The organism is Streptomyces sp. NPDC030021, assembly GCF_055574035.1.
Map to the genome: position 1 here is coordinate 1 of NZ_JBVIAH010000006.1, position 13,665 is coordinate 13,665.

14 protein-coding genes are annotated in these 13,665 nt (G+C 72.3%); 9 read left to right on the forward strand and 5 right to left on the reverse strand.

Annotation, left to right across the window (positions count from 1 at the left end; all coding sequences use genetic code 11):
* Positions 1–487: 487 nt before the first annotated feature.
* Positions 488–937 carry a PTS sugar transporter subunit IIA gene (locus ACZ4YL_RS13260; protein ID WP_468116299.1) on the forward strand — a complete coding sequence of 150 codons (450 nt, stop codon included), beginning with the start codon at positions 488–490 and terminating at the stop codon, positions 935–937.
* Positions 938–1,011: 74 nt separating this feature from the next.
* Positions 1,012–2,682 carry a phosphoenolpyruvate--protein phosphotransferase gene (ptsP, locus tag ACZ4YL_RS13265; RefSeq protein ID WP_468116301.1) on the forward strand — a complete coding sequence of 557 codons (1,671 nt, stop codon included), beginning with the start codon at positions 1,012–1,014 and terminating at the stop codon, positions 2,680–2,682.
* Positions 2,683–2,752: 70 nt separating this feature from the next.
* Here the strand turns inward: ptsP and ACZ4YL_RS13270 are convergent, their stop codons facing one another.
* Both ACZ4YL_RS13270 and ACZ4YL_RS13275 read right to left on the reverse strand, forming a co-directional pair.
* A complete protein-coding gene (locus tag ACZ4YL_RS13270; protein ID WP_468116303.1) occupies positions 2,753–3,676 on the reverse strand; it encodes a hypothetical protein in 924 nt (307 codons plus the stop codon).
* Between the two features lie 63 nt (positions 3,677–3,739).
* Entirely contained in the window at positions 3,740–5,716 is a 1,977-nt protein-coding gene (locus tag ACZ4YL_RS13275) for an acetoacetate--CoA ligase (protein WP_468116305.1), read from the reverse strand.
* A 219-nt stretch (positions 5,717–5,935) separates the two neighbouring features.
* Between ACZ4YL_RS13275 and ACZ4YL_RS13280 the strand changes: the two genes are divergently transcribed.
* The 4 genes from ACZ4YL_RS13280 (at position 5,936) to ACZ4YL_RS13295 (ending at position 9,714) form a co-directional block, all read left to right on the forward strand.
* The gene (locus tag ACZ4YL_RS13280) at positions 5,936–8,284 is read left to right on the forward strand and encodes a glycoside hydrolase family 31 protein (protein ID WP_468116307.1); all 2,349 of its coding nucleotides are present in this window, start codon (positions 5,936–5,938) and stop codon (positions 8,282–8,284) included.
* Positions 8,285–8,429: 145 nt separating this feature from the next.
* Complete coding sequence (locus ACZ4YL_RS13285) at positions 8,430–8,912, forward strand: SRPBCC domain-containing protein (protein ID WP_468116309.1); 483 nt, start codon at positions 8,430–8,432, stop codon at positions 8,910–8,912.
* Positions 8,909–9,253, forward strand: a complete 345-nt coding sequence (locus tag ACZ4YL_RS13290; RefSeq protein WP_468116311.1) for an ArsR/SmtB family transcription factor — start codon at positions 8,909–8,911, stop codon at positions 9,251–9,253. Before ACZ4YL_RS13285 ends, ACZ4YL_RS13290 begins: the two co-directional genes overlap by 4 nt.
* Positions 9,254–9,276: 23 nt before the next feature.
* Positions 9,277–9,714: an SRPBCC family protein gene (locus ACZ4YL_RS13295; RefSeq protein WP_468116313.1), complete on the forward strand. Its 438-nt coding sequence runs from the start codon at positions 9,277–9,279 to the stop codon at positions 9,712–9,714.
* Between the two features lie 56 nt (positions 9,715–9,770).
* Here ACZ4YL_RS13295 and ACZ4YL_RS13300 read toward each other — a convergent pair whose 3' ends face one another.
* Positions 9,771–10,280 carry an NUDIX domain-containing protein gene (locus ACZ4YL_RS13300; RefSeq protein ID WP_468116315.1) on the reverse strand — a complete coding sequence of 170 codons (510 nt, stop codon included), beginning with the start codon at positions 10,278–10,280 and terminating at the stop codon, positions 9,771–9,773.
* A gap of 104 nt (positions 10,281–10,384) precedes the next feature.
* Here ACZ4YL_RS13300 and ACZ4YL_RS13305 point away from each other — a divergent pair, with 104 nt between their 5' ends.
* Genes ACZ4YL_RS13305 through ACZ4YL_RS13315 form a run of 3 tightly spaced genes read left to right on the forward strand, consistent with a single transcriptional unit; the run spans position 10,385 to position 12,445 of the window.
* Complete coding sequence (locus ACZ4YL_RS13305) at positions 10,385–10,753, forward strand: Mpo1-like protein (RefSeq protein ID WP_390802551.1); 369 nt, start codon at positions 10,385–10,387, stop codon at positions 10,751–10,753.
* Positions 10,754–10,787: 34 nt separating this feature from the next.
* Entirely contained in the window at positions 10,788–11,246 is a 459-nt protein-coding gene (locus tag ACZ4YL_RS13310) for a Zn-ribbon domain-containing OB-fold protein (RefSeq protein ID WP_468116317.1), read from the forward strand.
* A complete protein-coding gene (locus ACZ4YL_RS13315) occupies positions 11,243–12,445 on the forward strand; it encodes a lipid-transfer protein (protein ID WP_468116319.1) in 1,203 nt (400 codons plus the stop codon). Before ACZ4YL_RS13310 ends, ACZ4YL_RS13315 begins: the two co-directional genes overlap by 4 nt.
* A gap of 145 nt (positions 12,446–12,590) precedes the next feature.
* Here the strand turns inward: ACZ4YL_RS13315 and ACZ4YL_RS13320 are convergent, their stop codons facing one another.
* Positions 12,591–13,217 (reverse strand): GTP-binding protein, encoded by a 627-nt coding sequence (locus ACZ4YL_RS13320; protein WP_030016310.1) that lies wholly within the window; start codon positions 13,215–13,217, stop codon positions 12,591–12,593.
* Positions 13,198–13,665, reverse strand: coding sequence for a DUF742 domain-containing protein (locus ACZ4YL_RS13325; protein WP_382550373.1), 468 nt, complete (start codon positions 13,663–13,665; stop codon positions 13,198–13,200). Before ACZ4YL_RS13325 ends, ACZ4YL_RS13320 begins: the two co-directional genes overlap by 20 nt.

Below are 13,665 nucleotides of genomic sequence, written 5' to 3' on the forward strand. Positions count from 1 at the left end.
CTTTCCTCCGGGCTTTCGTTCTGTTCTTGCGTTTCCGACTCTATCAGACTCTTTCGTGTCCGACTTCCTCGGCGCTTTCCAGGTTTTCGCTTTCGCGCTTTCCCTTTCCGGCGGTTCCGACTCTATCAGCGGTTTTCCTTCTCCCTGACCACTCTCCGCATGGCCGAAAAGGCATACGAAAAGAAAGGGGATCAAGATCGATGCTGAAGAGGAGGAGTCCCGTCCATCGGCCGTTCGCGAGAAGTTCACACGAGGCGTCCTGGCGGGAGTCACGACAGTACAGCTCTGGGGGTGCCCAAGCAAATCGATTCAGGCGTATGGTCTAGTCCACCGGTCTAGTCCACTAGTCTCCGTGCCAACGGAGACGCCCGGATCAGGACCTACATCGGGCGAACCCGAACATCTAGTGCCATATCCTTCTGAAGAGTACGCCGTTCGCGACAGGTAGTGACGGCGACACGAAGAGCCCCACCCCTGGGAGGCCCCCATGACCAGCGTGACGTCCCCACTTGCCGGGCGCGCCATCGGACTCGCGGCAGTGCCCGATCCGGTGTTCTCCGGCGCGATGGTGGGACCGGGCACCGCTATTGATCCCGTGCGTGAGGCGTCGGAGGCGGTGTCCCCCGTCGACGGTGTGGTCGTCTCCCTGCACCCGCACGCGTACGTAGTCGTCGACAGCGAGGGGCACGGTGTACTCACGCACCTCGGGATCGACACGGTCCAGCTCAACGGCGAGGGCTTCGAGCTTCTCGTGAACAAGGGCGACACCGTGACCCGCGGCCAGGCCGTCATCCGCTGGAACCCCGCTGCTGTCGAGCAAGCCGGCAAGTCGCCGATCTGCCCCGTCGTGGCGCTGGAAGCGACGGCCGAATCCCTCTCCGACGTCGTCGAATCCGGCGACGTGAAGGCTGACGACGCCCTCTTCAGCTGGCAGTGACGCGTCCGCCCGTACGGGCGAGTCGTACATCCACCGCGGCGGCTCGGCCCGCCGCTCAATCGGAGACGGGTGAAATGGAGACAACGCTGCGAGGCGTCGGCGTGAGCCACGGGGTGGCGATCGGCGAGGTGCGGCACATGGGCACGGCGGTTCTGGAGCCGCCGGCCAGGCAGATCACCGCGGACGAGGCGGCGCGCGAACAGGGGCGCGCCCGTCAGGCCGTGAGTGCCGTGGCGGCCGATCTGATCGCGCGTGGCCAGCTGGCCGGTGGCGAGGCCCAGCACGTGCTCGAGGCCCAGGCGATGATCGCCGAGGACCCCGAGCTGATGGCGGACGTCGACCGGCGGATCGCCGTCGGCAGCACCGCGGAGCGCGGTGTGTACGACGCGTTCGCCGCGTACCGCGACCTGCTCGCCGGGGCCGGCGAGTACATGGCCGGCCGGGTGGCCGACCTGGACGACGTACGCAACCGCATCGTGGCGCGGCTGCTGGGGGTGCCGATGCCGGGCGTGCCCGACAGCGACGAGCCGTACGTGCTGATCGCGCGGGACCTGGCTCCCGCCGACACGGCGCTGCTCGACCCGGCGCTCGTCCTCGGTTTCGTGACCGAGGAGGGCGGGCCGACCAGCCACAGCGCGATCCTCGCGCGGGCGCTGGGCGTGCCGGCGATCGTGGCTCTGCCGGGTGCCGGTGAGATCGCCGAGGGCACCATGATCGCGGTGGACGGCAGCACGGGTGACCTGTTCGTGGACCCGTCGCCGCAGAAGCGGGCCGAGCTGGAGGCTGCGGCCGCCGAGCGGAAGGCGGCCCTGGCCGCGTCGTCCGGTCCGGGTGCGACCTCCGACGGTCACAAGGTGCCGCTGCTGGCCAATGTGGGCGGTCCCGCGGACGTGCCGGCCGCCGTCGAGGCGGGGGCTGAGGGTGTGGGTCTGTTCCGCACCGAGTTCCTGTTCCTGGACGACAGCAAGAAGGCGCCGTCCGAGGAGAAGCAGATCGAGTCCTACCGCAAGGTGCTCGAAGCCTTCCCCGAGGGCCGTGTCGTCGTGCGGGTGCTCGATGCCGGCGCCGACAAGCCGCTGGACTTCCTGACGCCGGGCGACGAGCCCAACCCGGCGCTGGGTGTGCGCGGGCTGCGCTCGCTGCTGGACCACCCGGACGTGCTGCGTACGCAGCTCACCGCGCTGGCCAAGGCGGCCGAAGGGCTGCCGGTCTACCTTGAGGTCATGGCCCCGATGGTGGCCGACCGGATCGACGCCAAGGCCTTCGCGGACGCCTGCCGGGAGGCCGGTCTGAAGGCGAAGTTCGGCGCGATGGTGGAGATCCCTTCCGCCGCGCTGCGGGCACGCTCCATCCTCCAGGAAGTCGAGTTCCTGTCGCTGGGCACGAACGACCTGGCCCAGTACGCCTTCGCCGCCGACCGGCAGGTCGGTGCCGTCTCGCGGCTCCAGGACCCGTGGCAGCCGGCGCTGCTCGACCTGATCGCCATGTCGGCGGATGCCGCCAGGGCGGAGGGCAAGAGCTGCGGTGTCTGTGGCGAGGCCGCTTCCGATCCGCTGCTGGCCTGTGTGCTGACCGGTCTGGGGGTCACCTCTCTTTCGATGGGTGCCGCTTCGATTCCTTATGTGCGGGCGACGCTCGCCAAGTACACGCTGGCCCAGTGCGAGCGTGCCGCGGCGGCGGCTCGTGCGGCGGACAGCGCCGAGGAGGCCCGGGTGGCCGCGCAGGCGGTGCTGTCCGGCGAGTAGCCGGAGGGTGTGGTGCGGTTTCGAGGGGCCTTCGCCGGTGGCGAGGGCCCCTCGGTCCGTCCCGGACCGGTCAGTGGTGCGGTCCGGGTGCGTCGACGTCGTAGCCCGGGCAGTATTCGACGCCCGATTCGGGGGCGACGGGTTCTCCGGTGTCGGCGTCGGTGCAGTAGGCGTTGAAGACGGCCGCGGCCGACAGGGCGGTGAGCCGGCCGCGGTCCAGGCGCCAGCCGTGGACCCGGTCCCGGCGGCCCTCACCGGTGGTGCGGACCACCAGTCCCCCGGTGCCGCCGAGGGCGAGTCCCGCGGCGAGGACCGTCACGAAGTCGAGGCCATCCCGGCCTTCGATGCGGGGCGGGGTGTCCGGGTCGCCGGTGGTGTCGGCGTGCAGGACGGCGACGAGTTGTCGTACCTCGGTCGGGATGCTGCAGACGAAGTGGTGGTGGCCGACGCCGGCGCCGGCCACGAGGCGTTTGAGCGCGTCGGAGGCGCGGTCGAAGGAGGCGTGGCCGATGTCCTCGCCGCAGTCCGCGCAGTGGCCGACCTCGGCGAGGAGGCCGGTGGCGTACTCCCAGGTGGCCTGGCGGACGGCTTCGTCGACGAGGAGCGGGACGAGCTCGTCGATGGGCTGGCCGCTGTAGGGCAGGAGGGCGCCGCTGCCGGCCAGCTCGGCGGTGAAGCGGGCGCGGGTTTCGGCCGTGTCCGGGTCGAGGCCGGTCTCCCCGCAGAACTCGGCGTACTCCTCGGGGTCGAAGAGGGCGACGGTGGTGTGGATGCCCTGGGCCGCGCGGGACCTGAGCAGGCCGTCCACGTGGTGGAGGTAGTCCTGGTGGTCGTCGAAGGTGAAGCTGCGGTAGCCGCGCATGGCCGCGAAGTCCCCGGCGTCGGCCAGGAGGCCGATGGTGCCGGGGACCTCGCGGCGCAGCAGGCGGCGCCGGTCGGTGGTGCGGGTCCGGTGCGTGCCCGTGGGCGTACCGGTGTCGTTCTTGCGTGGCATGGCTCCCCCTGAGTGTCGCAATCACTTGCTCACTCAGAGTAATCATCGCCACTGACAGTGGCCTCAGCCGCGGGTGCGGGCCAGCTCCTCGTAGAAGTGGAGGAGGTCGAGGTTGTCGACGGATCCCGGGTTGACCGCCTTGGCCAGGGGGGCGCCCTGCAGGAGGCGCTTGACCGGGACCTCGATGCGCTTGCCGGTGAGGGTGTGCGGGATGCCGGGGACCTCGATGATCTCGTCGGGGACGTGGCGCGGGGAGAGTCCCTCGCGGATCGTCGCCTTGATCCGGGCGCGCAGGTCGTCGTCGAGGGTCGCGCCGGGGACGAGGTGGACGAAGAGCGGCATCCAGTAGCCGCCGTTCGGCTCCTCCAGGCCGATGACCAGGGATTCCTTGATCTCGGGGAGGCGTTCGACGGCCTCGTAGATGTCGGCGGAGCCCATCCGGACGCCCTGGCGGTTGAGCGTGGAGTCGGAGCGGCCGTGGATGATCACCGAGCCGTGGTCGGTGATGGTGATCCAGTCACCGTGGCGCCAGACGCCGGGGAACATCTCGAAGTAGCTGTCGCGGTAGCGGCTGCCGTCGGGGTCGTTCCAGAAGTGGATCGGCATGGACGGCATGGGGTTGGCGACGACGAGCTCGCCGACCTCGCCGGTGACCGGCTTGCCGGAGGGGTCCCAGGCCTGGAGGTCCGTGCCGAGGCAGGCGGCCTGGAGTTCGCCGATGTGCACCGGGAGGGTGGGAACGGCGCCCGCGAAGCAGCTGCACACGTCGGTGCCGCCGCTGACGGAGGCGATCCAGAGGTCTTCGGCGACCTCCTCGTGGAGCCAGCGGAAGCCGTCGGGCGGGAGCGGGGAGCCGGTGGTGGCCACGCACTTCACGGCGGAGAGGTCGAAGTCGCGGCCCGGGTGGACCTCGGCCTTGCGGCAGGCCATGACGTAGGCGGCGGAGGTGCCGTACAGGGTGGCGCCGGTGCGTTCGGCGATGCGCCACTGGGCGCCCGTGTCGGGGTAGCCGGGGCTGCCGTCGTAGAGGACGACGGTCGTACCGGTGAGCAGGCCGGAGATGAGGAAGTTCCACATCATCCAGCCGGTGGAGGTGTACCAGAAGAACCGGTCCTCGGGGCCGAGGTCGCAGTGCAGGCCGAGCTGCTTGAGGTGTTCGAGGAGGATGCCGCCCTGGGACTGGACGATGGCCTTGGGAAGGCCGGTCGTACCGGAGGAGTACAGCACCCAGAGGGGGTGGTCGAAGGGGACCGGCTCGAAGACGGGCTCGGTGTCGCCCGAGGTCAGGGCGGCCCAGTCGAGGGCGCCGGCGGGGGCGGGCGTACCGAGGAGCGGGATGTGGACGACGGCGCGCAGGGAGGGGAGGTCGGCGCGGAGCTCGGCGACGGTGTCGCGGCGGTCGTGCTCCTTGCCGCCGTAGCGGTAGCCGTCCACGGTGAACAGGACGACGGGCTCGACCTGCTGGAAGCGGTCGAGGACGCTGCGGGCTCCGAAGTCGGGGGCGCAGGAGGTCCAGACCCCGCCGACGGCGGCGGTGGCGAGGAGGGCGACGGCGGCCTCGGGGATGTTGGGGAGGTAGCCGCTGATCCGGTCGCCCGGGCGGACGCCGAGGGCGCGCAGTTCGGCGGCGAGCGAACCGACCTGGCGGCGGAGCTCGGCCCAGGTGACGGGGACGGGCTCGTGGGTCTCGTCCACGTACAGCAGGGCGGGGTCGCCGGCGCGGGCCGGGTCCTCGGCGGCGCGCAGGGCGTGCTCGGCGTAGTTGAGGGTGGCTCCGGTGAACCACTGCGCGCCGGGCATGGACCGGTCGGCGAGGACGGACGCGTACGGGGTGGTGAAGCGGACGTCGAACCACTCGGCGACGGCCTGCCAGAAGGTGTCGAGCTCGTCGACGGACCAGCGGTGCAGGGCGGGGTAGCCGCCGTCGGCGGGGGCTCCGTGGCGCTCGGCGGCCCAGGCCTGGAAGGCGGTGATCCGGGCCGCGGCGATCCGGTCGGGGCCCGGCGCCCAGAGGGGTTCCGGCTGCGTGGCTGAGGTCATGGGTCGGCTCCCGGTCAAGTCTGCGGCTCGCGCTTCGTGTGCGTACGGTGCCGTCGCGCGGGGGTACGGGCGCGGCGGCTCACAGGGACCATGCCATGTGATCGTGCGCTGCACCAGGGCTGTCCTGGCGGGTCGGGATCGGCACGGGGGTGCCGCTGCCGGGTGAACGGCAGTTGAACGCCGTCCCTTCGGCCGGGGGCCGGTGGCAGGGTGAGCGGCATGAACGGTCGTGATCTGGTACGTGCGGTGAAAGACATCGGTACGGAGCGCGGTCGGCGCGCCTGGCGCTCGGCCTGGCGCCACCGGCGCTCGGACGCGGTGGGGCTGCCGCGCCGGGGCGCGGAGCGGGCGCGCGTGCCGGGGCTGCTGACCGGTACGGAGGCCCGGCCGGGCGGGGGCGTGCTCCGGTTCGCGCGCTCCGACCTACTGGTGCGGGTGACGGTGGGCGGCGCGGTGTTCTGGAGCTGGGACGGGGCCGGGCCGACGCCCTCGTACGCGGTGGTGGGCGACGGCCCGGAGCCGGATCCGCGGGCCGTGCTGGAGCCGGACACCGGGGGCGGCTGGCGGGTGGTGTCGGAGCGGGTGACGGTGGCGGTGTCGCGGCACGGGGCGCTGGAGGTGCGTACGCCGGGCGGGGCGGTGCTGCGGCGGGAGGCGCCGCCGCGGTGGTGGGAGCCGGTGGATCCGCGGATGGGCGCGGCGCGGTGGCTGCAGCGGAGCGAGGTGCCGGCGGACGCGCGGTTCTTCGGGCTGGGCGGGCGGGCCGCGGGGCCGCGGCTGCGGGACGGGGCGTACCGGCTGTGGAACACGGATCCCAAGGGTGGCTTCGGGCCGGGGGTCGATCCGCTGTACCTGACGATGCCGGTGCAGCTGGTGGTGGCGGACGCGGGGACGCATCTGGTGTTCCACGACAACTCGTGGGACGGGCGGGTGGTGCTGCGCGAGGGTGAGGAGGGCGCCGGTTCGGGGGCGGACCGGCCGGGGGCGAGCGAGCTGCGGATGGAGGGCGGGCCGCTGCGGTGCTGGGTGCTGGTGGGGACGCCGGCGCGGGTGCTGCAGGGGTGGTCGGGGCTGACGGGCGCGGCCGCGGTGCCGCCGGAGTGGGCGCTGGGGTACCAGCACGCGCGGTGGGGCTTCGGGAGTGCGGACGAGGTGCGGCGGGTGGTGGCGGGGTACGCGGCGCGCGGGCTCGCGCTGTCGGCCGTGCACCTGGACATCGATCACTACGACGGGCACCGGGTGTTCACGGTGGACGAGGGCCGGTTCCCCGATCTGCCGGAGCTGGCGAGGGAGTTGGGTGAGCTTGGGGTGCGGCTCGTGTCGATCGTGGACCCGGCGGTGAAGGCGGGCGACGGTGTGCACGCGTCGGGGCTGACGGTGGGGCAGGGCGGGGCCTTCGTGCGGGACGCGCGGGGCGGGGAGGTGCGCGGTGAGGTGTGGCCGGGTGAGTGCGCGTACCCGGATTTCACGGATCCGGCGGTGCGGGAGTGGTGGGGCGGGCTGTACGAGGAGCGGCTCGCGCAGGGCTTCGCCGGTTTCTGGCACGACATGAACGAGCCGGTGTCCTTCGCGCCGTTCGGGGACACGACGCTGCCGAGGTCGGCGCGGCACGCGCTGGACGGGGCGGGCGGTGACCACCGCGAGGGGCACAACGTGTACGCGCTGGCGATGGCGCGGGCGGGGTGGGAGGGGCTGGTGCGGCTGCGGCCCGCCGAGCGGCCGTTCCTGTTCTCGCGGTCGGGGTGGGCGGGGATGCAGCGGTACGGGGGCACGTGGTCGGGAGACGTGGAGTCCAGCTGGGAGGGGCTGCGGGCCTCGTTGGCGCTGGTGCTGGGGCTCGGGCTGTGCGGGGTGCCGTACTCGGGTCCGGACGTCGGCGGGTTCGGGGGGTCCCCGTCGCCGGAGTTGTACGTGCGGTGGCTGCAACTGGGGGCCTATCTGCCGTTGTTCCGGACCCATTCGGCGATCTGGGCGGGTCGGCGGGAGCCGTGGGAGTTCGGTCCGGAGGTGGCGGAGCAGGCCGGGGCGGTGATGGCGGAGCGGGAGCGGCTGCGGCCGTACTTCGTGACGCTGGCCCATCTGGCGCGGCGGACGGGTGCCCCGTACGTGCGGCCGGTGTGGTGGGGGACGCCGGAGGAGCGGCCGTTGCGGGACTGCGAGGACGCGTTCCTGCTGGGTGATGCGCTGCTGGTGGCGCCGGTGCTGGAGTGCGGGGCGGACCGGCGGGCGGTACGGCTGCCGCGGGGGCGCTGGTACGACACGGCGACGGGGGCGGCGTACGAGGGCCCGGGCCAGATCCTGCTGGACGCGCCGCAGGGCCGGATCCCGGTGCTGGCGCGGGCGGGGGCCGTGCTGCCGGTGCGGGCCGCCTCCGGCGAGGGGGTGGAGCTGGAGGTCTGGGCTCCGGCGCGGGGGCGCACGGGGGGCGGGGTGGTGATCCGGGACCCGGGGCCGGGATTCGCGGCGGGCGAGGTGGAGCGGTACACGGTGCGGTGGCTGGGGGACGCGGTGGTGGTGGAGGACGAGGCGGGGAACCCGGTGGAGGGGGTCACGGTTCGGGGCCTGTAGGCGCACGGGCCGGTGGCCGTACGGGCCCGTGGCCGTACGGGCCCGTGGTGCCGCTGCCGCCTTCCTCCTCCTGTGGATGCGCAACCATCGGTTGCGCATCCGCAGGAGGTGGGCTAGCTTTATATGCAACCGAAGGTTGCTATAGATGGAGACGGCCATGGAGTACGGGAGCATCGAGCGCGAGCTGCACGTCGACGCCTCGCCCGAGGTGGTGTTCGAGGTGCTCAGCAGCCCCGAGCACATCCGGGAGTGGTGGAGCGCCGACACCGCGTTCGAGCCGGTCGCGGGCGCGACGGCCCGTCTCACGTGGACCGACGAGGACACCGGTCGACAGCAGTCCGCGCCGTTCACGGTCGTGGAGGCCGACCCACCGCGGACGTTCTCGTTCCGCTGGACCTACGACGAGACGGAGACGGAGTCGGCCGGTCCGGGCAACTCCCTGCTGGTGACCTTCGAGCTCGTCCCCACGGACAAGGGGACCACGGTCCGTTTCCGCGAGAGCGGATACCGCGAGCGGGGCTGGGAGGCCGCCGTGCTCGAAGCCCACTACAACGACCACCGGCAGGGCTGGGACTTCTATCTGCCGCGCCTGGTCGCGACGGCCGACCGGCTGGCGGCCACGCGATGAGCACCGCCGTCGACGACGACCTGTGGTCCGCGATAGGCGACCCGACCCGGCGCCGGATGATCGATCTCCTGCTGGCCGACGGCCAGGGGACCGCGACGACCCTCAGCGCGCACCTGCCGGTGACCAGGCAGGCCGTGACCAAACACCTGGCCGTGCTCGACCGGGTCGGGCTGGTCCGGTCCGCGCCGTCGGGACGGGAGAAGCGCTATCAGGTGGACGAGGCCCAGCTGGCCCGGGCCGTGGCGCAGCTGAACGCGGTCGGCGAGATGTGGGACGCCCGCCTGCGGCGCGTCAAGAGCCTCGCCGAAGCGATCCAAAGAGCCAAGAACGCGGAGAAGTGACACGGAGAAGTGAGGAGAGCGAGATGGTGGACATCCTGCACCGGGTAGGCATCACCGCAACCCCGGAGAAGGTGTACGAAGCGCTCACCACGGTCGAGGGCCTGGCCGCGTGGTGGACGACCGACACGAGCGGGAACGGCGACGGCGTCCTGGAGTTCCGGTTCGGCGACGTCGGCGGCTTCGACATGAAGGTGCTCGACCTGCGGCCGAACGCGCGGGTGCTGTGGGAGGTCGTCGACGGTCCGGCCGAGTGGGTCGGGACCACGGTGAGCTTCGAGCTGACCCAGGACGGCGAGTGGACGATCCTGCTGTTCGCGCACGCGGGCTGGCGCGAACCGGTCGAGTTCATGAACCACTGCAGCACCAAGTGGGCGATCTTCCTGATGAGCCTGAAGTCCCTGGTGGAGACGGGATCCGGCGCGCCGCATCCGCGCGACGTACAGATCAGCAACTGGCACTGACGCCGACCCTGCAGGGCCCGGGGCTGCGAGCAGCCCCGGGCTCAGGGGCGTCGGGCTCAGGCGTACTTGCCCGCGAACCAGGACGCCGCCGCCTGGGTGTGCAGGGGGAAGGCCAGCACCGACGGGGTGCGCAGGACGTGCCAGCCGGTGGTCTCGTCCGTCGGCTTCGAGGCGGGCAGGTCCGCGGCGGGGCGGACCGGGAGGAGGCCGAAGAGGAGGAGGTGACCCGCCGGGGAACTCAGGGCGTCGGCCAGGACGACCTCCGAGGCCGGGGCCGTGATGCCGGTCTCCTCGAAGAGTTCACGGACGACCGCGTCGCGCCAGTCCTCACCGAAATCGATGAAGCCGCCGGGGAGGGCGACGCCGCCGAGGGCCGGTTCGATGGTGCGGGTGATGACCACGAGGCCGGTGCCGTCCGCGTCCTCGACGGGGAGGAGGGTGACGGCCACCGGGAGCGGATTGCGGTAGGCGGTCGCCCCGCAGGCCGCGCAGGTGCGGGGCCACGCAGGGGTGGAGTACGGGGCTCCGCAAGTGGAGCAGTGCGAGTCCTTCAGCTGTGCCGGCATCCGGCGATGTTATGCCAAGGGGCTTGGGGATGAGGGCCGTTGCGGCGCCGCCCGGGGCTTGCCGGAGACTGTCGCCCGTGTCCGGCCGTGAGTACCGTGCCCGCATGACTTTCACCTCGTACGAGGAATTCTGGCCGTACTACGTCGCGATGCACTCGCGCGCCGCCACCCGCTGGATCCATCTCACCGGCACCCTCACCGGTCTGGCCGTGACCGCCTACGGGCTGGCGCGCGGCCGCAGGCGTTACCTCGCCGCGCTCCCACTGATCGGGTACGGGACCGCCTGGCCCGCGCACTTCCTGATCGAGGGGAACAATCCGGCCACCTTCGGCCATCCCGGATGGTCGCTGCGCGGGGACGCGCAGATGATCCGGATGATGCTGGCCGGGCGCGACGCGGAGCTGGCCGAGATCGCGCAGAAGTGGCTTGCCGAGAACCCGTGTCAGGGCCGTTCACCCGTGGCAGACTCCTGACGATCCGTCAGATCTCTGACCAGGGAGGGGCATCGTGGCACGCACACGCACACCCGTCGTGAGCGGGTGGTTCACCGAGGACGCACCGGACCGCGGCGGCTTCCGGCTGCTCGGCACCCGCTGCTCGGCCTGTACCGCGGTGTTCTTCCCCCGCGAGGACGCCTACTGCCGCAATCCGCACTGCCCCAGCGGCGGCGAACTGGCCGAGGTCCCCCTCTCCCCGCGCGGCCGGGTCTGGTCCTACACCGACGGGCGCTACCGGCCGCCCGCGCCGTACGTGTCCGACCCGGCCGCGCCCTGGGAGCCGTACACGCTGGTCGCGGTGGAGCTGGAGGCCGAGGGGATGGTGGTCCTGGGGCAGGCCGCGCCGGGGGTGGGAGTCGCGGATCTGGCCGTCGGCATGGAGGTCGAGGTGGTCGGGGGCGTGCTGAACGAGGACGCCGGGACCGTCTGGACCACCTGGCAGTTCCGGCCGGTGGGGGGCGCCGAGTGAGCGCCGACATCGCCGTCCTCGGGGCCGGTATGCACCCCTGGGGCAAATGGGGCCGCAGCTTCGTCGAATACGGGCGGGCCGCCGCGCGGGCGGCGCTGGCCGACGCCGGACTGGACTGGACGCAGGTGCAGTCGATCGTCGGCGCCGACACCGTGCGTTCCGGCTACCCGGGCTACGTGGCGGGCGCCACCTTCGCCCGGGCGCTCGGCTGGCAGGGCGCGCGGGTCACCAGCGTGTACGCGGCCTGCGCGTCCGGCGCCCAGGCCATCGGGGCCGCCCGCGCGCAGATCCTGGCAGGCCTGGCCGACGTGGTGCTCGTGGTCGGCGCGGACGCCGCGCCCAAGGGATTCTTCGCCCCGGCGGGCGGCGACCGGCCCGACGATCCGGACTGGCTGCGGTTCCGCGTGCTCGGCGCCACCAACCCGGCCTATTTCGCGCTCTACGCCCGGCGCCGGATGGCCCTCCACGGGGACACCCTGGAGGACTTCGCCCAGGTCAAGGTGAAGAACGCGGCGGCCGGTCTGCTCAATCCGTACGCCCGCTACCGCAAGCGGGTCACCGCGGAGGAGGTCGCGGCCTCGGCGGTGGTCGCCGATCCGCTCCGGCTGCTCGACATCTGCGCCACCTCCGACGGGGGCGCGGCCCTGGTGCTCACGAGCATGGACTTCGCCCGGGCGCACGGGGTGGCCGATCCTGTACGGATCCGGGCCGTCTCGACGGTGACGCCCACCTATCCGCGGACGGTGCTGGACCTGCCGGACATCGCCACCGACTCGGCACCGGCGGTGGCCCCGGCGGTGGCTCCGGCGGCCGGATCCTTCAGGTCCTCGATCGCGCGCGCCGCCTACGAGGAGGCGGGGCTCGGTCCGGACGACCTCTCGCTCGCCGAGGTGTACGACCTGTCCACCGCCCTGGAGCTGGAGTGGTACGAGGACATCGGGCTGTGCGGGGAGGGTGAGGGGGCGAAGCTCGTCCGGGAGGGGGCGACGGCGCTGGGTGGCCGGATCCCGGTCAATACCAGTGGCGGGCTGGCCTCCTTCGGGGAGGCGGTGCCGGCGCAGGCGATCGCGCAGGTGTGTGAGCTGACCTGGCAGTTGCGCGGTACGGCCGGCGAGCGGCAGGTGCCCGGTGCGCGGGCCGGGATCACCGCGAACCAGGGGCTGTTCGGGCACGGGTCGGCCGTGGTCGCCGTGCGCTGAACTGCTGGTGTTGTCCGAACGCTTGACGGCCCCCGGCGGCAGGTTCACACTCGCTCCACAGTCCCGCGCCGCGACCGGGACCCTGGTCCCCCCGTGAGAGCTGCGGCCCGTACCCCAGTCGGCGGGGGTACGGGCCGCCTCCGTGTCAGGCTCCCGCCGAGAGGCTCCGGCGTCGCTCGCGGGCCAGGGACATCGCGTGTTCCACGACCCCCACCAGCACGTCCTTCACGGATTCCCGGTCCCGTGCGTCGCACAGCAGCACCGGTACCCCGGGGTCGAGGTCCAGTGCCGTCCGTACGGTCACCACGGGGTGCCGGTCGGCTCCGTCGAAGCAGTTGACCGCGACGACGAACGGGATCGCGCGCCGCTCGAAGTAGTCGATGGCGGCGAAGCAGTCGGCGAGGCGGCGGGTGTCCGCGAGGACGACGGCGCCGAGCGAACCCTGTGCGAGTTCGTCCCACAGGAACCAGAAGCGGTCCTGCCCGGGCGTGCCGAACAGGTACAGCACCAGGTCCTCGCGGAGCGTGATGCGCCCGAAGTCCATGGCCACGGTGGTGGTGCTCTTGCCCTCCACTCCCCCGGTGTCGTCGACACCGACGCCCGGCTCGGAGAGCCGTTCCTCGGTGCGCAGCGGTCTGATTTCGCTCACCGCGCTGACCAGGGTGGTCTTGCCCACCCCGAAGCCGCCCGCGACCAGGATCTTCAAGGTCAGCGGCTCGACCGGCGACACCGCGTGCATGGCACCGGTGCGGCTAAAGCGCCCGAAGGCCATCGATCACCTCACGCAGAATGGATTCATCGGGCAGTTCTGCCGGTGGTACCGGCCTGGTCACGTGGACCAGTTCCTCGTCGACCAGGTCGCCGATCAGGACGCGGACGACCCCGACGGCGAGGTCGAGGTCGGCCGCGAGTTCGGCGACCGACTGCGGTCGGCCCCGGCACAGCCCGAGGATGTGGGCGTGTTCCGGGGAGAGGGTCATGTCCCAGACCGGATCGTCGGCCGCCGGTTCGGCGACGACGAGTGCGATCAGGTCGAGTCGGTGCTGGCCCGCGTGGCTGGTCCGGCCGCGGGTCATGGCGTACGGGCGGACGACGGGCCCCGCGTCGTCGTCGAACCAGTGCGCGTGGTCGGGGTCCAGGTGGTCGGGGTCGGAGGAGGACGGGTCGACGGTGAAGCCGGCCGGAATTCCGGTGGGGTGGTCCTGGCGTGAATCGCTCAT